Consider the following 20949-nt stretch of genomic DNA (forward strand, 5'->3'; position numbering starts at 1 on the left):
GACCCCGCCTTGATCTTGAAGAACTTGATCTCGCCGAACTTAATCTTGGTTTTCGGCCTCAGACCGTGGCGAAGAAGGTCAGCGATCCCACGGTCTCGCCTTCGCGCTGAAGTGGAGTGGCGATCGCGTCGACCGTGGCGTCGATGTCGTCGTGGTGGACGCGGAGCAGACCTCTCGCCTGGCGGCCGGAGGTGACCGCGAGCAGTGGCGGGATCTTCTCGATCTCGGTCTCGGTGAGCTCGCTGCGCGCGGCCGTGAAGTCGACCAGGCGGAGGCCGGCGTCGAGCAGCGGTTGACCGACCGCGGTGCGCGGGTCGGCGAGGCCCAGCAGGGCGCAACACGCGGCGGACGCGGCGACGATGGTCATCGAGCTGTCGATGACCAGGCAGGGCTCGTCTGCCGCGAACACCGTCTCGGCCCAGCGGTCGAAGCTGGTCGACCAGGGTGCTGCGCTCCACGCGGCACCCGCGGGCGGGCCAGTGGTCGGCTCGACACCCTCGGATTCGCGAGGTGTCAGTGCCTCGAGCTCGAGTTCGACGTGCGCCACCGCGCCTCCTGTGCATCGCCGGCAGTTGCCCCACCGTCACGCTAACCGGTGATTCGCGTGCCGACGACCCTCCAGTCGGCCAGTGCTGCGGATGGTAGCGCCGCAGCGGTCAACGGCGGGTGGCCAGTTTGGTCGAAGCGGTTCGTCCGTCTTCGTACCACCGGTAGCCTCCGCCGCTGTTTGCCATGTTGAGCCACGTCGTCGGCTGGCTGGCGACATGGGACAACTTTTCGGCGGTGGCCGCACTGATCCGGTCGCCTCCGGCCACGAGCAGGCGGTCGAGCTCGCGGTGGGTCGCGACCAGGCAGTCCTTGGGTAGCCCGTAGACGCTGATGACGCCAGAACCGACGAACGTCAACACCGGCGTCACCGGAATGCTGTGGCCCGTGGCGCCGCTGAGCGCCTTGGAGGCGCGCCTGGCGTCACGGATGGCCTCCGAGACGTAGGGCGGACGCTTGCCGCTGATCTGGACCACGTCACCGGCCACCATCACGCGGGCGCGGCCGTGGTCGGCGATCGTCACGGCGAACAGGCCGCTGGGCCCGATCACCAAGAAACCGGCCTGGTCGTCGGCGCCGGTGAACAGCGCGTCGAACGAGTCGGTGCGGGGCCACTCCACCACGTGCCACGAGGGGCCGAGGTGCTCGATGCGGTTGAGGGCGCGTGCGCCGGCCGCTTCGATGCGGCGGGCGTCTCGTTCGGCCCGCCGGCGGCGGGCCCAGTCCATCGGGCGCGGACGTGCTGCTTCGAGTAGGTCTTGCTGGGCGGATTCTGCGCTCGGCAGAGCTCGTCGGGGGGTGAGGGGGACGGCTCGACGCGCAGGAAATACGGTCATCGCTGCCTCCGGCAAGGGCGAGCTTTGGCTGTCTAACTACCGTACGTGGTGACACCAGTACTCTTGCAAGACGTACCGGTGGAGTGAGTGCGGATGAATGCCGCATTCACGGTACGGCTCTTTTCCCGGATGGTGACAACCACGGCCTAGGCTCGGGCCTTGTGACGAACTACGTCGGAAGCGAAGTTGGCCGGTTGGCGACTGTGCTCTTGCATCGGCCCGGGCGGGAGTTGGCCCGTCTGACCCCGCGAAACAACGATTCGCTGCTCTTCGACGGCATTCCCTGGGTGGGCCGGGCCCAAGAGGAACACGATACCTTCGCCGCGGCCCTCCGCGCACGTGGCGTCGAAGTCCTCTACGTGTCCCAGTTGCTCGCCGAGACGCTGTCGGTGCCGGAGGCGCGGGCGGAGATCACCGCGAGCGTCGTCGACGATCCCCGGCTCGGTGACACCCTGCGGCGCAGGGTCGCCGACCATCTGACCTACCTGGACCCGTCGGGCCTCGCCGGTGTCCTCATCGGCGGGTTGGCCCACGACGAGTTGCGCACCAGCGTGGACCGGCCGGGCGGCCTGGTCTACTCGCTGATGGCGAGCAACGACTTCGTCATCGATCCGCTGCCCAACCTGCTGTTCACCAGGGACTCCTCGGTCTGGGTACGCGACCGGGCCGCGGTGACCAGCCTGGCCATGCCGGCCCGGCGCCGGGAGACGACGCTGACGGACGCGATCTACCGGTACCACCCGCGGTTCGTCGGCACCCAATTCGTCTACGACGCGAGCCTCGAGCCGGTCGAGGGCGGCGACGTGCTGCTGCTGGCCGAGGGCGTGATCGCGATCGGAGTGGGCGAGCGGACCACGCCGGCGGGCGCGGAGCGGCTGTCCCGCCGGATCTTCGAGGCCGGGTTGGCCCACACGATCCTGGTTGTGCCCATCACGCAGGAGCGGGCGACCATGCACCTGGACACCATCGTGACGATGGTCGACGCCGACGCCGTCATCATGTATCCGAAATATGCGGACACGCTCCAGGCGTACACCGTGATCGCCGGCCCGGACGGTGAGCCGCAGGTCGACGGTCCGGCGCCGTTCCTGCGCGCGGCGGCCGACGCCATGGACATCGGCACGCTGCGGGTCATCGACACCGGCCTCGACCCGGTCACCGCCGAGCGCGAGCAATGGGACGACGGCAACAACACGCTGGCCATCGCCCCGCGGCTCTGTGTCGCCTACGAGCGCAACGTCGAGACCAACGCGCAGCTCGAACGGGCCGGCATCGAGGTGATCCGGATCCCCGGCTCCGAGCTCGGCTCGGGCCGGGGCGGACCACGCTGTATGTCGTGCCCGATGCTGCGAAACGGGGTCTGACCGGGACTCGCGTCGCGGACCTGGCCGGCCCGCCATCCTGGTCCGGGAGACCGGCAGTCAGCGCAGGGTGAGCTGGCGGCCGACCAGGCCCTGGCGGGAGCGGCGGGCGGCGGCGTCGAGCGGCGACGAGTCGGCGAGGGCGTCCGCGTAGCGCTTGGCGAACGACTCCAGCGGTGCCTCCCAGTCGGCCGCGTCCGGGTCGCGGGGGATGTCCCAGACCGGGACCAGCCGACCGTGCGCCCGGAACATGCCGGCGAACTTGGTGCCTTCGCCGAGCAGCAGGTCGCCGCTGGCCGCGAGCCGGGCCAGCGCGCCCAGCGCGGCGTCCTCGTCGTCGGGCAGCACCCAGCGCACGTGGCCGCGGTCCGGGACCCGGCACCAGTACGCGGCTTTGGCCGCGGCCAGCCGCACGGTGGGGTAGATCGAGGCGTTCGCCCGTTCGAGTGACGCCTTGACGTTGGCGTCGTCGCCCGCGTCGTCGTCGAGCCAGAAATCGAAGCCGTCGTGGAGGGTGATCTCGAGCGGCCCGTCGACGACGAGGTCCTGGAGCACCGGGCCGACACCGGCGTGCGCCGGCACGGAGACCGGGCTGCCCGGCGAGGTCTGCAGGGCCCGGATCAGCGCCACCGCGAGGTCACGCGAGGCGTGGCCGGACTGCACGTGCCGCTGGAGACCCAGGAAGATCCGGCCGTCCGGCTTGGTCATCGCCGGCCAGGCCATCGGCAGCACCGTGGCGAGGGTGACCGGTCGGTTGCCGAACTCCTCGATCAGCTTCGGCGTGAGGGTCAGCGGCGCCGAGGCCGCGGGGACCAGCTCACGCAGCGCGATCCACTCGACCTCGTCGGCGAAACCCTCGAACGGGCGCGCCGAGAACATGTCGGGGAGCTTCTCCCGCTTCGGGGTGCCGTCGTTCCTGATCCGGCGCTTCTTACTCATGGGGAGACAGCCTATTGCCATCGCGGGCGTGGCACCCGGTCGCGGGTGGCGTTTCACGCCAGCGAGTGTGCGCGTTCCCCCAGCTCGGCCCAGACGCTCTGACCTTGGCCGCCCTGCTCGACGCCCCACCGGTCGGACAGCGCCGAGACGATCTGGAGGCCCCGGCCGTCGAGCGCCTGCGGGCCGGCGGGCCGGGGGCTCGGGCGCACCTGGCCACCGCCGTCGGTGACCCGCACCTCGACGACCCCGTCGGCGGTGACGCTCCAGTCGACCCGGATCACCCCACCGGGCAGCGGGCGGGCGTGCCGCACCGCGTTGACGACCAGCTCGCCGACCACGGCGACCACGTCGTCGAGCAGGTCCGCCGGCACCGTGCCGGCCAGCTCGGTGGTCAGCTGGTGGCGCGCGGCGCGCGCGCCACGGGCGTGGTGTGGCACGACCACGTGCCAGGACCGCTCGGCCACCGCCGTCGTCACTCCCCGCCTCCCCAATCACCGTCACGCACGGCGACCGTCGCGTCAGCCACGGGGGAGTCGAACCTCCGCGACCGTGCCGCCGCCGTCCCTCGGGCGGAGCGACACCCATCCGTTCTGTCGCTCTATCACCCTTCGTACCAGGTAAAGCCCTAATCCGGCCCCCGGATACCGGCGCCGGTCACCCGATTCGGCTTGCCAGAAACGGTCGAACGCGCGCTCCACATGTTCGGGTCGTACCCCGATGCCCCGATCGGAAACGCGGAAGACGACGGTCCGCTCGTCACTCTGCGCGGTCAGCTCGATCGCGGTGCCGTCGTTGCTGTACTTGTCGGCGTTGGTCACGAGCTCCGTCAGGATCGTGGTGATCGTGCTCCGGTCGCCGACCGCCTTGGGGAGATCGACCGGCAGCCGGACCAGCAACCGCCGGCGCAGTGCGGTGGGCAGGTCCCGCTCGGCGACCCGCAACGCCTCGACGAGGTCGAAGGGCGTCGGCGGCGAGCCGCTGGTCGGGCCGCTCTGGTCGGCCGCGGAGAGGAGCCGGTCGACCAGCTTGGCCAGCTCGCCGGCGCGCTGGCCGATCACGTCGGTGGCGTGCCGGCGCTCGTACTCGGGAAGCTCGTCCCAGTGGCTGTTCAGCGTGTCCGCGTACCCCTTGATCACTGTGACCGGGGTACGCAGCTCGTGGCTGGTCAGGGCGACGAACAGGTCGCGGTCGCCCTCGCGGCGGTGCTGGTCGCTGATGTCGCGGAAGGTGACGACGACCGAGTCGACCGTGCCGGTCAGCTCGCTTGCGGTGATCTTGAGCCAGCGGCCGTCGGCGAGACGGTGGTCGAGCGTCTGGCCGAGCACCGGGATCGGGAACGGCAGCGTCGCGTTGAGCACGTCGGCGGTGCTGAGCCCGGTGACCGCCTCGGCGGCCGGGTTCCACAGCCGCACCTTGCGGTCGTAGTCGATGATCGCCAGGCCGTCGGCGAGGGCGGCGACGACGGGTCCGTCGCCGTGCACGGGCAGGCCGGCCTGATGCCCGTACATGTGTGCCAGGTTGACGGCCACGAACTCGATCACCGTGTGGTGCTCGATGGTCGGCAGGTCCTCGACCTCGCGGTAGAACGCCTGGAGGCTGCCGACCACCAGCCCGCCCAGGATCACCCGGGTGACCAGCATGGTGTGCAGGCCGTGGCCGGTCGCCTGGTCCGGGAACTTCCCCTCGATCCGGTCGAGCGAGATCACCTGGGTGCGCAGGCCGGTCAGCAGCCGCTTGCTCACCGGTGACTCCTTGTCGACCGGGCGGCCAAGCGCCCACTCGGCCTCGCCCGTCGCCGCCACGATCCGGCCACCGGACGGGCCGTATTCCGCGAAGGTCATGCCGGCGGAGCCGAGTGCTTCCTGCGCGAGCCGCAGCAGGACGCCCAGGATCGGCAGACCGGCCTCGCCCGAGTTGATCCGTTCGACCACCTCGGCGTGGCGGGCGATGAAGGTCGCATAGTCGGGGCGCGCGGGCACGTCCCGAGTGTGCACAACCCGAGCGTCAGGGAAAAGGGGCGGTTAACGACCGATGTGCTTGAGCACGAACGCCGGGCGGTCGGTGATGATGCCGTCCACGCCCAGATCGATCAGCAGGTCGATCTCGTCGGGGTCGTTGACGGTCCAGACGAAGACGCGGTTGCCGGCGGCCTGGAGGGTACGGACGAGCCGTGGCCGGGCTTTCACCAGGTGGATGCCGGGGCCGGCGATCCGGGCGCCGAATGGCAGGGTGCCGCGCAGGGCCGAGGGGAGCAGCTCCATCAGCAGGGCGGTGGGCAGGCCGGGTGCCAGCTCGCGCATCCGGCGCACGGCAAGGGCCGAGAACGACATCACCGTCACCGCGACCCGCTCGCTGTCGCGGGGCTGGTCGAGGCCGTAGCGGCGCAGGGCCGCGGCCAGCGCGCGCTCGACGTCGCCGCCGTGGTGGGTCGGGTGCTTGGTCTCGATCAGCACCTGGACCTCGCGCCCGGCGTCGCGGACGGCGGCGAGGAGCCGGTCGAGCGTGAGCAGCCTGGCCCGGTCGGGGTCGGGCGGGTCGTCGGTGCCGGACCGGTCACCCCAGTTGCCGAACTCGAGCGCGTCGAGCTCGGCCAGCGTGTGCCGGCTGACCCGGCCCTTGCCGTTGCTGGTGCGGTCCAACCGCCGATCGTGTACGCAGACCAGGTGGCCGTCCTTGGTGAGGCGGACGTCGCACTCGACCCCGTCGGCGCCCTCGTCGAGCGCTTTGAGGTAGGCCGGCAGCGTGTGCTCCGGGAGCACCGCGGACGAACCGCGGTGCGCGAAGATCAACGGCGACTCGCCCACAGGTGGCTCAGACGACGCGGGCCGGCTGGCCGTTTTCGCTGACCATCGGGCGGCCGGCCGACTGCCAGGCCTCCATGCCGCCGTCGAGGTTGCGCACGTTGTCCCAGCCCTGCTTGGACAGGTAGGTCACGACCTGGGCCGAGCGGCCACCCATCCGGCACACGACCACCACGTCGGCGTCGGTCGGCACGTCGGCCAGCCGGGCGGGCACCTCCATCATCGGCACGTGGTGCGCGTCAGGGGCATGCCCGGCGGCCCACTCGTCGTCTTCGCGGACGTCGAGCAGGTAGGCGTCCTCGGGCACATCTTCCGCGCTGACCCACGGAACCGGTTGCGGTCTCCACACGACACCCAGAGTAGGCCCTGGTTTTTGGGCCTGCGCTGGGCCGGTCCGTGTCCCTAGATCTGGTTCACCCACTTCGGGTTGGCCGCGGCCCAGCCCGCCACGTCACCCTCGCGGATGGCCTTGAACAGGCCGTCGGCGTCCGGGGTGAGGACGTTGTAGGAGGTGCCGTCGATGCGGGCGCCGGTGGAGGGCATGCGGATGCCGTAGACGTTGTCGGCGCGGATGTGGCGTAGGGCCAGCACCAGGTCGTTGAGGGGCACGCCGTTGGTGTCGACGGTCATCGTGCCGCCGATGGCCCGGATCGTCTGGTCCAGCTTGAGCGGGTTGGCCAGCACGGTGGGGTCGGTGAGCTTCTGGGCGATCGCCTTGAGGATCTGCTGTTGGTGTCGCTGGCGGTCGTAGTCGCCGCGGGGGAGACCGTAGCGCTGCCGCGCGTAGTCGAGGGACTGCGCCCCGTCCATGCGATAGCACCCTATGGGGAAGACGTGGCCGGTGTGAATCGACGTGACCTGCCGGTCCACGCAGACGTCGACGCCGCCGAGCAGGTCGACCACGCGCTGGAAGCCGGTGAAGTCGACGATCGCGGCGCCGTCGAACCGTACGCCGGTGAGGTTCGTGACGGTGGCGGAGAGTAGCTTGGCGCCGTCGGCCTGGCCGTACTGGAACGCCGCATTGATCTTGTCCTGGCCGCCCTTGTACTGGCTTTGGGGGTACGGCGGGATGGTCACCCGCAGGTCGCGGGGTATGGAGATCAGGTAGGCGCGGTCGAGGCCGGCCGGTATGTGCACGATCACGATCGAGTCGGCGCGGTGGCTGTTGGGGCTCGTCGGGCGCTGGTCCGAGCCGATCAACAGGTAGTTGAGCGGCCCGCGGAGCTCGCCGGTGCCGGTCCGCGCACCCGAGTCGAGCAGGTCGGCCTTGTGCAGCGCGTCGTCGAGACGCTCGGAGAGGAACTTGAGCCCGCCGAGGCTGAGGCCGGCCAGCACGGCCAGCGCCACACCGACCACGATGAAGATCTTGGCCCAGCGTGGGCGGGCGGCCCGCGCAGGGGGCCGCTCGTCGCCTTTGCGTTTCGCGCTGGGAATGACCCCTCCCGACCCCGCCGAAGCCTCGATCTAGCGTCAGCTTAAGTCGGATATGTCGGGCCAGGGCCACCCCAGTCATTCGTCCGGAACGGGGTATTTGTCACTTCTTGTTGGCCGTGGCCCACTCTGCCATCTTGTCGTCCGACATCGCCTTGTACATCGCCAGCGCCTTATTCTTGTCCGAGACCACCACCGACTCGCCCCCGATGGTCTGGCTGCCGCTGTAGGGGCTCGTCAGGAACTTCAGGTTGTCGCCGCGCAGGTTGCGGAACTGGAGCGCCATGTCGACGAGCGAGAAGCTCTCGTCGACCGTGACCGCGTTGGTGACCGCCTTGAGGAAGCTGTTGAGCTTGCCAGGGTTGGTCAGCGTGCCGGTGCTGGCCGCCTTGTCCATCAGCGCGCGGAGGAAGTCCTGCTGGTGGCGCATCCGGGCGAAGTCGCCCTCCGGGAACTGCTTGCGCTGACGGACCCAGTCGAGCGCCTCTTCGCCGTTCATGTGGTTGACGCCCTTCTGGAAGGTACGGAAGGGCTTGTGGATCGACTTGATGGTGCGCTCGACGTTGAGGTCGACGCCGCCGAGGGCGTCGGTGACCTCCTTGAAGCCGGCGAAGTCGATCGCCATCACGTGGTCCATCCGGACGTCGGTGAAGCACTCGACGGTACGCACGGCCAACGGCAGTCCACCGAACGCGAAGGCGGAGTTGACCTTGTGCCGCTCGGAGTCCGAGCACTCGGACTTGGCCGACTTGGGCACCGGCACGTAGAGGTCACGCGGGATGGAGACCAGATAGGCCTTGTCCTGCGAGGCGGGGATGTGCATCACGATGATCGTGTCGGCCCGCCACTTGCCGGCCTTGTCGAGCGCGGCGTCGGGGTCGCGGGAGTCGGTGCCGACCATCAGGATGTTGAGCGCGCCGCTGGCCGTCTTGGCCGGGCGGCCGTTGGTGATCTCGGAGAACGGGTCGGTCCGTCCGATGTTGCCGTTGAGCGCGCGCACGTAGACCCAGGTGCCACCCGCGCCGAGCAGGCCGAGCAGGGCGAGCGCGGCGACCGCGACCAGGGCGATCCGGCCCCACTTGGGCTGGGGGCCTTTGCGATAAGGGGCGCCGGGGCGACGCGGACCGCGCGGGCCGCCAGGGCCACCACCCACGCGACCGACTCCACGGGACGGGCCGGACTCGCCGCGGGCTCCGGGCACGTGTGCCCGGCCACTGATCCGGGTGCCCGACGGCGCGCCCGAGACCGGGGCGCCGGACACCGGCGCACTGGGCGAACGGCGGGGCACGGAGGCGCGGCCGTAGGTGCCACCGGAGGATGACGTGGTCGCAGACATGTCACTCAGGGTACGAAGCAAACCTGGGTCTGGCTCACAACCAACGCCGGCACGGCACGAACTTGGTAGCAAAAATTTCGGGTCTGACCTGCGGGTTTGGTCAGATGGCGCGGCGGCGGAAGTCCTCGATGGTACGCCGGAGGCCTTCCTCGGGAGGGGTCAACGGCTCGAACCCGAGCTTGGTGCGGGCGAGCGTCAGATCCGGCCGGCGCATCTCAGGGTCGTCGGCGGTGCGTGACGTGAAGGTCACTGTGGATGAGCTGCCGGTCAGCCGCACGATCGTCTCGGCGAGGTCGCGCATGGACATCTCGTGCTCGTCGCCGCAGTTGACCGGGCCGGCCTCGGTCGAGTCGAGCAGCAGCAGGATGCCACGCACGAGGTCGTCGACGTAGCAGATCGACCGGGTCTGCTCCCCGTTGCCGTGCACGGTGATCGGCTCGCCGCGCAGCGCCTGCGCGATGAACGTCGGGATCGCCCGGCCGTCGTCGGGTCGCATCCGCGGGCCGTACGTGTTGAAGATCCGCACGATCGCGGTGTCGAGGCCGCGGTAGCGGTGATAGGCCATGGTGGACGCCTCGGAGAAGCGCTTGGCCTCGTCGTAGACGCTGCGGATGCCGACCGGGTTGACGTTGCCCCAGTAGGTCTCGACCTGCGGGTGCACCAACGGGTCACCGTATGCCTCGGACGTGGAGGCCATCAGGAATCGGGCACCGTCGGCGACCGCGCGTTCGAGCAGGTGCAGCGTCGCGATCGAGCCGACCCGGAGGATCTCGATCGGCAGCGTGGTGAAGTCCTTGGGGCTCGCCGGGGACGCCATGTGCAGGATCGCGTCGAAGCGGCCCGCGACCGCGGGGTGGTGCGTCGGCAGGCCGTCGGCGACGTCGCCCTCGACCAGCGTGAACAGCGGGTTGTCGATCAGGTGGGTGACGTTCTCCTTGGACCCGGTGACGAAGTTGTCCACCGCGACCACCGCGCAACCCCGGGCGATCAGGGCATCGATCAGGTGGGACGGGACGAAACCGGCGCCTCCTGTGACGAGGACGCGATGACCGGCTCCGAAACGTTGGGCAACCACCATATGCCCAGCCTACCGAGCCTGCCGATCACCGGCTGGGCCCGGGTGCGGTGCGGGCCCCGGCGGTGTGCCGCCGCCGGGGCCCGCCGACCAGCTAGTGGGCGCCCGAGCCGGTCAGAGAACGAACTTCCAGCTCCGCGTACTTCGCGTCGTCACGCTCCTTGGAGATGATCGTGCCGAGCCAGCCGCAGAAGAAGCCGAACGGGATCGAGATCAGACCCGGGTTGGACAGCGGGAACCACTGCCAGTCCGACTTCGCGAACATCGAGGTCGCGGTGCCGGACACGACCGGCGAGAAGAACACCAGCACCACTGCTGAGATCAACCCACCGTAGATCGCCCAGGTCGCACCGGACGTGTTGAACCGCTTCCAGAACAGGCTGTACAGGATCGCCGGCAGGTTGCCGGACGCGGCCACGGCGAACGCCAGCGCGACCAGGAAGGCCACGTTGAGGTTCTGGGCGAAGATCGACAGCAGGATCGAGATCGCGCCGATCACCAGTGCGGAGATCCGGGCGACGTTGACCTCCTGCCGCTCCGAGGCCTGGCCGTCCTTGACCACATTGGCGTAGAAGTCGTGCGCGAGGCTCGACGACGACGCCAGTGTCAGGCCGGCGACCACGGCGAGGATGGTCGCGAACGCCACCGCCGCGATGATCGCCAACAGGGTCGCCCCGCCCGTCTCGCCGCCGAGGAACCGGCGGCCGAGCTCCTGGGCGAGCTGTGGTGCGGCCGTGTTGCCGGCCTTGTCCTGTGCGGTGATCGCCTGGCTGCCGACCAGCGCCGCGGCACCGAAGCCCAGGGCCAGCGTGAACAGGTAGAACGTGCCGATGATGCCGATCGCCCAGAGCACGCTCTTGCGGGCGGCCCGTGCCGTCGGCACGGTGTAGAAGCGGATCAGGATGTGCGGCAGGCCGGCCGTGCCGAGCACGAGCGCGATGCCGAGCGACAGCAGATCCATCTTGTTGTAGAAGGTCTGTGTCGCGTCATTGGCCACCTCGACGCCGTATCTGAGCCCGGGTTCGAGGAACGCCTCGCCCTTGCCGGACGACTGCGCCGCGTCACCGAGCAGCGACGAGAGGTTGAACTTGAAGACCGACAGCACCAGGATCGTCATGACCAGCGCGCCGGTCATCAGCAGGAACGCCTTGACGATCTGGACGTACGTCGTGCCCTTCATACCGCCGATGGTCACGTAGATGATCATCAGCGCGCCGACCAGCACGATAGTCGCGATCTTGGCCGCGTTGGCGTCCATGCCCATGAACGTGGTGCCGGGCTTGATGCCGAGCAGCAGCGCGACCAGCGCGCCGGCGCCCACCATCTGGGCCAGCAGGTAGAAGATCGAGACGGTGATCGTGGAGACCGCCGCCGCCGTGCGGACCGGTTTCTGCCGCATCCGGAACGCCAGCACGTCGGCCATCGTGTAGCGGCCGGAGTTGCGCAGGAGCTCCGCGACCAGCAGCAGCGCGACCAGCCAGGCCACGAGGAAGCCGATCGAGTAGAGGAAGCCGTCGTAGCCGTTGAGCGCGATGATGCCGGCGATGCCGAGGAACGACGCCGCCGACATGTAGTCGCCGCCGATCGCCATGCCGTTCTGGAAACCCGAGAACGACCGGCCGCCGGCGTAGAAGTCGGTCGCCGTCTTGGTCTGCCGGCTGGCCCAGACCGTGATCGCCAGCGTGATGGCCACGAAGACCAGGAACAGGATGATCGTCAGCGTACGAGCGGTGCTGCTCGTCGCCTCAGCCGCGAGGACCGTGTTCGGCACTCGGCACCTCCCCCAGCTCTTCATGGATCTTGTCGGCCAGCGGGTCGACCTTGCGGTTGGCGTACCGCGAGTAGAGCCACGCGATCAGGAAGGTCGTGACGAACTGGAGCAGTCCGAAGATCAGGGCCACGTTGATGTGGCTGTCGCCGATCCGGATGCTCATGAAGTCGCGGGCGTACGCGGACAGAATCACGTAGAGCGCGTACCAGACGAAGAACGCCACGGTCATCGGGAACACGAAGCCGCGGAGCGCCTTACGTAGCTGGGCGAATTCCGGGGAACGCTGCATGGCCAGATACCGATCCTCGGGTGTCTCCGTGGGAGCGGTGTCTCTCGCCTCCGTACTCATGTGGTCACCACCTTCGCGGGGGCGTCGGGACAGGGCTGAACAGGCGCACCGTAGGTACGGCCCGACGAACCCCGGAAGGCTCTGCGCGACGGGCGCAGCCACCTGCGCCGAACGGACAGGTGGCTGCGCCGAGTGACCCCGGTCACGTCGTTGAACGGCGCCGATGGGTCAGCGCCGTCAGGCGCCCAGATAACGACCGCGGTAGTGGATCAGCGGCGGGCCGTCACCGCGGATCTCCACGTGCTCGATGGTGGCCTCGACCAGCAGGCCCCAGCCGAACTCGCGGGCTCCGTCGAGGCGGCAGCCGACCCACGCGCCCGCGTCGGCGGGCACCGGGCCGAACGGCGTCTGCGTCCACTGGCCGCTCCGGAACAGTCCGCCGGGCGCGGGCATCAGCCCTGCGAACTGGTCGGCGAGCTGGCCCTGCCCGGCGCCGAGCGGGGTCACCGCGAACCGCCCCTCCTCGGACACGGCCTCCCACAGATCCGACTCGTCGTCGAGGTGCCCGACCAGCCGGCCCGGGTCGCCGTCGACGACGAGGGTCGACGAGACCGTGAAGCCGGCCGGCCCGGGCGCGGTCCACAGTGTCACCGGCGACGCGAGCCGGCCCCGGAACCGCCGGATCGGCGAGCGGGCCTCCTCGGGCGTCGCGAACGGGTCGGTGCCGTGGATCTGAGCGCCGGGCTCGAGCGGTTCCACGGCCCTACCGCCGCGGGGTGATGGTCAGCAGCAGCTCGGGCATGCGCCGGTCGAGCACGTCACCGACGATCACGCTGCCCAGCCAGGCCGCACCGACGCCGTAGACCAGGCCGACCGGTAGGGCGAGCCAGAGCCAGACGTCGCCGGCGAACAGCGTGGCGAGCAACATCGGGATTGCCAGCACCACGCTGACCAGCATCGCGACGACGCTGAGCAGGCCACGCGCCATGCCCGCGCCGGTGTTCAGCGCGAACGGGTTGGCGGTCTCGGGCAACGCGTAGGCGCCGATCACCGAGAGCATCGAGTTGGCCGCCAGCCCGCAGCCGAAGGTGGCGACCAGCGTGCCGAGGGCCATCGGGATCCAACCCGGCTCGCCGATGAGGAAGCCGACGACCACACCGATGACAACCACGAGGGGGAGCACGTAGACGGCGAACGCGGCCGCCCGGGCGCCGATCTCGACGCGGCCGGGCACCCCGGCCACCACGTCGGCGGCGTACGCGGTGCCGTCGAAGCCGAACTGGTTGGCCAGCGTCACCGCGCCGAGCGTGCCGACGAAGATCATCGACAGGGCGAAGGTCGTCGGCGACGCGGCCGGGTCGCTGGTCGGCTCCGTGCCCCAGATGGCGTTGCTGAAGTTGACCATCGCCGAGACGAACAGCGCGGCGACCGCGAACGTGATCAGGTTGGCGCGGCGCCGGGCGTCCCGCCACCAGTAGCGCACCTCGCGGGCCAGGACCGCGCCGAACTGGTCCCGCCGGGCCCAGCTCAGCACCCGCGGGAAGAGCCGGGCGACCGGCGCACCGACGGTCGTCCGGGGCGCGGCCCGACCGTTGCTGGCCGTGCCGACCATCGCCGACTCCAGCGTGCGCGACCACCACCACAGCAGGGCGACGATCGAGGCTCCGGCGATAAGCAGCTTGAGCGGCGCCGCCCAGTAACGGCCGTCGGCGATTTCGAGCCCCGCCGTGTACGGCGCACCGAACGGCGTCCAACCGACGATCTCGGCCAACGGCAGGAAGCGCCGCCAGTCGGTGTCGGCGCTCGCCCGGTTGAGCGCGATCTGCAGCGGGCCGATCAGCGCCGCCGCCACCGCGAGCAGCACGGCCGCCAGGTCACGGGTGCGCCGCGAGCGCAGCAAGGTGGCGAAGGCGCTGGTCACGGCCCGGCTGACCGCGACGCAGAAGACCAGGCCGAGCAGCACGCCGACGACCGCGACGAGTGCGGCGCCGACGCCGCCCAGGCTGCCCGCGGTAACCACCAGCCCGGCGGTCGCGATCAGCGTCGCGGCCGCCGGCACACCGATCAACGCGGCGGTCAGCAGCCCGGTGACCAGCGTGCGGCGGCCCAGCGGGAGCAGGGCGAAGCGGGTCGGGTCGACCGTCTCGTCGACACCGAAGAACACGAGCGGCAGCAGCGTCCAGGCCAGCGCCAGCACGCCGCCACCGAGAGCCGACACGAGCAGCGCGGCGTCGGCGTTGCCGGCAAGGCCCGGCAGGGCAGTGCCGAGGAACCCCGCGACCGAGTAGAACAGGCCGACCAGGATGCCGAGCGAGAACAGCAGCACCTTGCGGGTCTGGCCGCGAAAGCCGTTGCCGAGGATGCGCAGCTTGAGGCGCACGAAATGGCGCGGCGACACCGCACGCGGCGCGGCCACGCCGGCGGCTGTCACAACCACGCCAGCTCCTCACCGGTCGCCGTGCGCCCGCCGACGACCTCGACGAACACGTCTTCGAGCGAGCGCCCGCCGCGCACCTCGTCGATGCTGCCGACGCGCTTGATGACGCCGCCGGCGAGGATCGCGACGTGGCTGCAGAGCCGCTCGACGACCTCCATCACGTGGCTGGAGAAGATCACCGTGCCGCCCCCGGCCACGTACCGCTGGAGGATGTCGCGGATCAGCGCGGCCGCCACCGGGTCGACGGCCTCGAACGGCTCGTCGAGCACGAGCAGCCGCGGCGCGTGCAGCAGCGCGCAGGCCAGCCCGATCTTCTTCTTCATGCCGGCCGAGTAGTCGACGACCAGGGTCTGGCCCGCGTCGGCGAGAGCCAGCACGTCGAGCAGCTCCTGGGCGCGCTGGTCGACCACCGCCGGGTCCATGCCGCGCAACAGGCCGTTGTACGCCAGCAGCTCGGCGCCGCTGAGTCGGTCGAAGAGCCGCACGCCGTCGGGCAGCACCCCGAAGAGGCGCTTCGCCTGGATCGGGTCGGCCCAGATGTCGTGGCCGAGCACCCACGCCTGGCCGTGGTCGGGCCGCAACAGGCCGACCGCCATGGACAACGTGGTCGTCTTGCCCGCCCCGTTGGGGCCGAGCAGGCCGTAGAACGAGCCGGCCGGCACGTCGAGGTCGACACCACCGACCGCGACCTTGCCGTCGAAGCTCTTCGCGAGTCCCCGTAGCACCAGGGCGAACCGATCGTCCTTCACCGTCGTCACCCCTTGACGGTATCGGTCGCAATCACCTTCGTGGTGAACCGGCGAGCACGCTTTCGGGAGCGTGCAGGCGGAGCATGACGTCACTGACATCCGTGGGTACGCGGCTGCGGGTGGCCAGCGACACGATCACCATCACCGCGAAGGCCAGCGGAACCGTCCACGCGGCCGGCTGACCGACGAGCGCGGCCGGCCAACCCGACAGCGGCGGTCCGAGCACGGTGAGCAGCACCGCGCCACCGGCCGCGCCGCCGCCGGCGAGCACGCCGGCCGCGGCGCCCCGCGCGGTCAGCCCGCGCCACCAGATGCCCAGCACCAGCAGTGGGCAGAAGCTCGACGCGGCGACGGCGAACGCGAGACCGACCACCTGCGACACGTCCAGGCTCGCGATGGTCAGCGACAGCACGAGCGGCACCACTCCGGCGATGACCGTGGCCAGCCGGAAGTCACGCACCGAGCCGCGCCCGGTCACGTCGGTGGAGATGACGCCGGCGACGCTCGTCAGCAGGCCCGACGAGCTCGACAGGAACGCCGCGAACGCGCCGGCCGCGACGAGGGCGGCGAGCAGTTGGCCGGTCAGGCCGCCGCCCAGCGCCGCGCCGGGCAGCAGCACCACGACCGCGTCGGTGCGGCCGGTCATCAGCAGCTGCGGGGTGTAGACGCGGCCGAGCACGCCGTACAGCGTCGGCAACAGGTAGAAGAGCCCGACCAGACCCAGCACCACCCAGGTCGTACGCCGGGCGGCGTTGCCGTCGGGGTTGGTGTAGAAGCGCACCAACACGTGCGGCAGGCCCATCGTGCCGAGGAACGTGGCCAGGATCAGCGAGTAGGTGGCGAACAGCCCCTGGTCGTTGTCACCGGGCAACAGCCAGTCGGGGCCACGCGTGTCGTCGACGGTGGACACCTGCGGCACGGGTGCACCCGCGGCGAAGTCGAGCTTCTCGCCGGCCCGCACCGTCATGGTCGAGCCGTCGGCCATGGTCAGTGTCGCGTGGTCCTCGATCACGACCGTCGTGGAGGTGTGGAACACCGGCCCGTCAGGAGCGGCGACCGCCGGCCGGCCGTCGGCCTGCCACTGCAACAGCAGGAACACGGCGGGCACGAGCAGCGCGGTCAGCTTGAGCCAATATTGGAAGGCCTGCACGAAGGTGATCGCCCGCATTCCGCCGAGTGCGACGTTGCAGGTGACCACCGCGCCGACCAGCAGGGCGCCGAGGGCGTACGGCTGCCCGGTGACGGTGGTCAGCGTCAGTCCGGCGCCCTGGAGCTGAGGCACCAGGTAGAGCCAGCCGATGAACACCACGAACGCCGTGGCCAGCTTGCGCAGCCGGCGCGAGCCGAGCCGGAGCTGGCAGAAGTCGGGCAGCGTGAACGCACCCGAGCGGCGCAACGGCGCGGCCACGAACAGCAGTAGGGCGAGATAGCCGGCGGCGAACCCGACCGGGTACCAGAGCACGTCGATGCCGTACTTGAGGATCAGGCCGGCGACGCCGAGGAAGGACGCGGCCGAGAGGTACTCGCCGCCGATCGCGGCCGCGTTCCAGGTCGGGCTGACGCTGCGGGACGCGACGAGGAAGTCCGAGGTGGTGCGGGCCAGCTTGAGACCGTAGAAGCCGATCGCGACGGTCACCAGGGTGACCAGCAGGATCGCCGGGACGGTGTACGGGTTGTCCACTCAGCGCTCCGGCCGCCGGACCACGGCGACGAAGTCCTGCTCGTTGCGCTCGGCGAGGCGCACGTAGGCCCAACCGACGACGACCAGGAACGGGTACGCGATCACGCCTAGCAGCAACCACGGCAGGTCGACGCCGGCCAGGTGCGCGCTGCTGACCTCGGGTGCCACGGCGAACAGCAGGGGCAGCCCACCGAGGCCGATCCCGACGACGAGGGCCAGCCGCAGCGCGAGCGCGAGCTGGGCTCGCACCAGGCCGCGCACCAGCGCCTCGCCGACCTGGGTCTGCTCCGCGAGCTCCGTGCGGGTGCGGTCGTGGTCGTGCGTGCGGTGGTGCACGTCGGCGAGCACCACTCGGGTACGCCGCCCTTCCGTCATGCCGGCAGTGTCCCCGATCACCCGCTATCGGCGGTAGACCCCGCAGAGGTCTGCCGGCCGCTCGGCGAGCGACTGCCGGGCCTGGTGCCGGGCGACGTTGGCCGATCGCCAGTCGTCCGGTGCCTCGTCGAGCGCGTTCGCGATGCGCCACAGCACGCACGCGCGTTCGTGGTCGTCGAGCCGGTCCAGCGCCGGCACCGCGTCCGCGGACAGCGAGCTGAGGTAGACCAGGTCGATCCGGCCGGTGGTGAGGAACCTGTCGACGTTGCGGTCGGCGATGAACCGGTCCGGGTTGACCACGGCGAGGGCGAGCAGCCCGACGGTGGCGATGGCCACGACCGCGCCGGGCAGCCAGCCACCGCGCAGCCTGACCCCGGCGACCAGGATCGCGACGAAGACCGCGCCGAGGCCGAGCTCCACGGCGGTCACGAAGACCCGCAGCCGGGTGAAGCCGTAGGCCTGCTCGTAGACGTTCATCCGGTACGTCGCGCTGGCCACCACCACGAGGGTCAGCAGGGCGAGCGCGCCGAGCAGCACCCGGACGGCGATCCGGTCGGCGCGGTCGGCGCGGGGCGCCCAACGGCCGGCGACCGCGACCACCACCAGCGTCAGGCCGGTGATCGCGAGCAGTTGCCCGAAACCACCGCGGGCGTAGTCGGCGAACGTCGGTCCGCCGGGGCCGAGCACGTGTCGGCTGCCGCCGAACAGCACCGTGGCCTGCACCGCGACGAACGCGAGGAACAGCAGGTCGAGCAGCGCGACCGGGATGGCCCAGTCGGTCCGCCGGAAGGTGTAGCGGGCCGGTCGGTCGGCCCGGCCCAGCGTGGGTGGGCCGGCCAGGATGAAGGCGCCGCCGGCCAGCATCGCGAAGAGCAGCGGAAAAAGGACCATCGCGCGGCCGAGCGTGCCGTCGCTGACCGCCGGGGTCGCCCGATCGAGGACCTCGGCGAACGCCTGGTCGGCGGACGCGAACAGCGCACCGAACACGACCAGCAGGACCAGCGAGACGGCGCTGACCACGGCGACCCGGGCGGGCGCGCCGGGGCGGCCGGTGAACCGGGCTCGCACGCCGTCACCCACCCAGGGCAGCGCGCGCAGCGCACCGGCGACCGGCACGACGAGGGCCGCGACCATGGCCCGCACCGTGCGCGCGTCGACCAGGGCGAGCGTCCCGGTCACCGTCGCGGTGAGCACGCACAGGACGAACAGCCAGCCGGCGGCGCGGACGGTCCCGACCCCGAGCAGGGCGAGCGTGGCGACCGCCCAGGCGACCTGGCGCCAGGAAGCCCTTCTTCGCGTGACTGCCAGGGCAACAATGCTTGCGGTGCCCCCGACCAGCCAACCGATGCCGGTGCGGTCGAGCGGCAGGGCCGCGGCCGTGACGGCGGCGGCCAGCACCAGCGCCACTAGCGCCGGCACGGTCGGTCGACGGGTCGGGCCGGGCCACGACCAGCCGCTCGGCGGCTTGGGCGGGTTCGGGGTCGCCGCGGGCGGCGTGCGCAGGACCAGGTCCTTGGAGGGGGCCGTCATGCCGCCACCGCCGCGGGTGCGATCACGCGAGGCAGCGACACCCGGACCAGGCAGCCCACCCCGGACGGTGGGTCGACCACCCGGATGGTCCCGCCGTGCAGTTGGACCACCCACTGCGCGATCGCCAGGCCGAGCCCGGTGCCGCCGCCGGCCGCGCGGTCGCCGCGGGTGAACCGATCGAAGACCGCTTCCCGCTGTGCCGGCGGAATCCCGGCGCCCTCGTCGCCCACCTCGAACACCACGTGGTCGCCGTCGAGCCGGCCGGCGATCGAGACCGTGCCGCCCGGTGGGCTGTGCCGGGCCGCGTTGTCGAGCAGGTTGGCCAGCACCTGGTGCAGGCGGGCGGGGTCGGCGTGCACGGTCACGGGTACCTCCGGCGGGTGTGCGGCCAGCTTGATGTCGTGGCCCGCGCCGCTCGCGGTGACCGCCGCCTCGTCGGCCACCTCGTCGAGGAACTCGGCGACGTCGAACCGGACCGGGTGCATCGGCTGCACGCCGGCGTCGAGGCGGGACAGGTCGAGCAGTTCGGCGACCAGTCGGCCGAGCCGCTCGGTCTGGTGCAGGGCGGTGCGCATGGTGGCGGGCTGCGGGTCGGCGACGCCGTCGACGATGTTCTCCAGGACACCTTGCAGGGCGGTGATCGGCGTACGCAGCTCGTGCGAGACGTTGGCGATCAGCTCGCGGCGCTGCTGGTCGGCGGCGGCCAGGTCGGCGGCCATCTGGTTGAACGCCTCCGCGAGCTCGCCGACCTCGTCGCGCGAGGTGGCCCGGACCCGCTGGGTGTAGTCGCCGCGACGCATCGCCCGGACGGCTGCGGTCATCTCCCGCAGCGGCGAGGTCATGCCGTGCGCGAGCACCTGCGAGGTGAGCAGGCCGACGAGCAGGGCGGTGGCCGAGGTGACGTAGGGGATCCACTGGGTCGCGTACCAGAAGTAGGCGAGCCCGGCGAGGGCCGAGGCGAACAGCAGGACGGCGAGCTTGAGCTTGATCGACCGGAGCGGGTCGAGCGGGCGAGGCAACAGGTCCAGGCCGCGGGTGAGCAGGTCTTTCACGGCTGTACCTCCAGCGCGTAGCCGACGCCGTGCACGGTGCGGATCAGGTCGGCGCCGAGCTTGCGGCGCAGCGCCTTGATGTGGCTGTCGACGGTGCGGGTGCCGGCGCCGTCGCCCCAGCCCCAGACCTCCGCCAGGAGCCGTTCGCGGGGCAGCACCGTGCGCGGCCGGCCGGCGAGGTGCACAAGCAGGTCGAACTCGGTCGGCGTCAGGTGCGCCTCGACGCCGGCCCGGCTGACCCGCCGTTCCGCCTGGTTGATCTCCAGGTCGCCGAGGCGGATCGGGGCCGGCCCGGCGGAGTGGGACCGCTGCACCCGGCGCAGCAGCGCGTGCACGCGGGCGGCGAGCTCGCGCATCGAGAACGGCTTGGTGAGGTAGTCGTCGGCGCCGACCGCGAGGCCGACGAGCATGTCGTTCTCGTCGTCGCGGGCGGTGAGCATGAGCACCGGCACCGGGCGGTCGGCCTGGATCCGCCGGCACACCTCGAGGCCGTCGAAGCCCGGCAGCATGATGTCGAGGACCACCAGGTCGGGTGGTTCCCGTCGGGCGGTCTCGACCGCGGCCGGGCCGTCGCCGGCCAAACTCACCGCGAAACCCTCCGCCCGCAGCCGCACGGCGATCGAGTCGGCGATCGTCCGCTCGTCCTCCACCACCAGGATCCGGCGCTCTCTCATGCCGGCGACTGTAGTAAGCGCCCGTGGGGATCCCGGTCCGGCGATGTGAACAAGCTGTGGAGATGC

21 protein-coding genes are annotated in these 20949 nt (G+C 71.0%); 1 reads left to right on the forward strand and 20 read right to left on the reverse strand.

Annotated elements, in window-relative coordinates; genetic code table 11:
- Positions 1-58: 58 nt before the first annotated feature.
- Both AB0J88_RS28220 and AB0J88_RS28225 read right to left on the reverse strand, forming a co-directional pair.
- Positions 59-547, reverse strand: a complete 489-nt coding sequence (locus AB0J88_RS28220; RefSeq protein ID WP_364350481.1) for a hypothetical protein — start codon at positions 545-547, stop codon at positions 59-61.
- Positions 548-656: 109 nt separating this feature from the next.
- Positions 657-1382 carry a hypothetical protein gene (locus tag AB0J88_RS28225; RefSeq protein WP_364351019.1) on the reverse strand — a complete coding sequence of 242 codons (726 nt, stop codon included), beginning with the start codon at positions 1380-1382 and terminating at the stop codon, positions 657-659.
- Between the two features lie 161 nt (positions 1383-1543).
- Between AB0J88_RS28225 and AB0J88_RS28230 the strand changes: the two genes are divergently transcribed.
- Positions 1544-2746 (forward strand): arginine deiminase, encoded by a 1203-nt coding sequence (locus AB0J88_RS28230; RefSeq protein WP_364350478.1) that lies wholly within the window; start codon positions 1544-1546, stop codon positions 2744-2746.
- Positions 2747-2803: 57 nt separating this feature from the next.
- Here AB0J88_RS28230 and AB0J88_RS28235 read toward each other — a convergent pair whose 3' ends face one another.
- The 18 genes from AB0J88_RS28235 to AB0J88_RS28320 all read right to left on the reverse strand — a co-directional run bounded on the left by AB0J88_RS28235 (position 2804) and on the right by AB0J88_RS28320 (position 20883).
- Positions 2804-3682: a DUF5926 family protein gene (locus AB0J88_RS28235; RefSeq protein ID WP_364350475.1), complete on the reverse strand. Its 879-nt coding sequence runs from the start codon at positions 3680-3682 to the stop codon at positions 2804-2806.
- A gap of 53 nt (positions 3683-3735) precedes the next feature.
- Positions 3736-4158, reverse strand: coding sequence for an ATP-binding protein (locus tag AB0J88_RS28240; RefSeq protein WP_364350472.1), 423 nt, complete (start codon positions 4156-4158; stop codon positions 3736-3738).
- A gap of 42 nt (positions 4159-4200) precedes the next feature.
- Positions 4201-5661 carry an ATP-binding protein gene (locus AB0J88_RS28245; protein WP_364350469.1) on the reverse strand — a complete coding sequence of 487 codons (1461 nt, stop codon included), beginning with the start codon at positions 5659-5661 and terminating at the stop codon, positions 4201-4203.
- Positions 5662-5703: 42 nt separating this feature from the next.
- Positions 5704-6486, reverse strand: a complete 783-nt coding sequence (locus AB0J88_RS28250; RefSeq protein WP_364350466.1) for a glycerophosphodiester phosphodiesterase — start codon at positions 6484-6486, stop codon at positions 5704-5706.
- A 7-nt stretch (positions 6487-6493) separates the two neighbouring features.
- Positions 6494-6832 carry a rhodanese-like domain-containing protein gene (locus tag AB0J88_RS28255; protein ID WP_364350463.1) on the reverse strand — a complete coding sequence of 113 codons (339 nt, stop codon included), beginning with the start codon at positions 6830-6832 and terminating at the stop codon, positions 6494-6496.
- A 53-nt stretch (positions 6833-6885) separates the two neighbouring features.
- Complete coding sequence (locus tag AB0J88_RS28260; protein ID WP_364350460.1) at positions 6886-7839, reverse strand: LCP family protein; 954 nt, start codon at positions 7837-7839, stop codon at positions 6886-6888.
- 178 nt (positions 7840-8017) lie between these two features.
- On the reverse strand, positions 8018-9250 hold the full coding sequence (locus AB0J88_RS28265; RefSeq protein WP_364350457.1) for an LCP family protein: 1233 nt from the start codon (positions 9248-9250) through the stop codon (positions 8018-8020).
- A 100-nt stretch (positions 9251-9350) separates the two neighbouring features.
- Complete coding sequence (locus tag AB0J88_RS28270) at positions 9351-10328, reverse strand: NAD-dependent epimerase/dehydratase family protein (RefSeq protein ID WP_364350454.1); 978 nt, start codon at positions 10326-10328, stop codon at positions 9351-9353.
- A gap of 91 nt (positions 10329-10419) precedes the next feature.
- Positions 10420-12096, reverse strand: coding sequence for a cation acetate symporter (locus AB0J88_RS28275; RefSeq protein WP_364738052.1), 1677 nt, complete (start codon positions 12094-12096; stop codon positions 10420-10422).
- A complete protein-coding gene (locus AB0J88_RS28280; protein WP_364350448.1) occupies positions 12071-12445 on the reverse strand; it encodes a DUF485 domain-containing protein in 375 nt (124 codons plus the stop codon). Before AB0J88_RS28280 ends, AB0J88_RS28275 begins: the two co-directional genes overlap by 26 nt.
- Before the next feature lie 177 nt (positions 12446-12622).
- Complete coding sequence (locus tag AB0J88_RS28285; RefSeq protein ID WP_364350445.1) at positions 12623-13144, reverse strand: flavin reductase family protein; 522 nt, start codon at positions 13142-13144, stop codon at positions 12623-12625.
- Positions 13145-13148: 4 nt separating this feature from the next.
- Complete coding sequence (locus AB0J88_RS28290) at positions 13149-14822, reverse strand: ABC transporter permease (RefSeq protein ID WP_364350442.1); 1674 nt, start codon at positions 14820-14822, stop codon at positions 13149-13151.
- Positions 14813-15571 carry an ABC transporter ATP-binding protein gene (locus AB0J88_RS28295; protein WP_364351016.1) on the reverse strand — a complete coding sequence of 253 codons (759 nt, stop codon included), beginning with the start codon at positions 15569-15571 and terminating at the stop codon, positions 14813-14815. Before AB0J88_RS28295 ends, AB0J88_RS28290 begins: the two co-directional genes overlap by 10 nt.
- Before the next feature lie 31 nt (positions 15572-15602).
- On the reverse strand, positions 15603-17252 hold the full coding sequence (locus tag AB0J88_RS28300) for a cation acetate symporter (RefSeq protein WP_364350439.1): 1650 nt from the start codon (positions 17250-17252) through the stop codon (positions 15603-15605).
- On the reverse strand, positions 17253-17627 hold the full coding sequence (locus AB0J88_RS28305; RefSeq protein ID WP_364350436.1) for a hypothetical protein: 375 nt from the start codon (positions 17625-17627) through the stop codon (positions 17253-17255).
- Between the two features lie 24 nt (positions 17628-17651).
- Positions 17652-19157, reverse strand: a complete 1506-nt coding sequence (locus AB0J88_RS28310; RefSeq protein ID WP_364350433.1) for a DUF4173 domain-containing protein — start codon at positions 19155-19157, stop codon at positions 17652-17654.
- Positions 19154-20209 carry a HAMP domain-containing sensor histidine kinase gene (locus AB0J88_RS28315; protein WP_364350430.1) on the reverse strand — a complete coding sequence of 352 codons (1056 nt, stop codon included), beginning with the start codon at positions 20207-20209 and terminating at the stop codon, positions 19154-19156. Before AB0J88_RS28315 ends, AB0J88_RS28310 begins: the two co-directional genes overlap by 4 nt.
- A complete protein-coding gene (locus AB0J88_RS28320) occupies positions 20206-20883 on the reverse strand; it encodes a response regulator transcription factor (protein WP_364350427.1) in 678 nt (225 codons plus the stop codon). Before AB0J88_RS28320 ends, AB0J88_RS28315 begins: the two co-directional genes overlap by 4 nt.
- Positions 20884-20949: the final 66 nt, after the last annotated feature.

The sequence above is a fragment of the Asanoa sp. NPDC049475 genome, assembly GCF_040676915.1.
Lineage (GTDB): Bacteria > Actinomycetota > Actinomycetes > Mycobacteriales > Micromonosporaceae > Asanoa.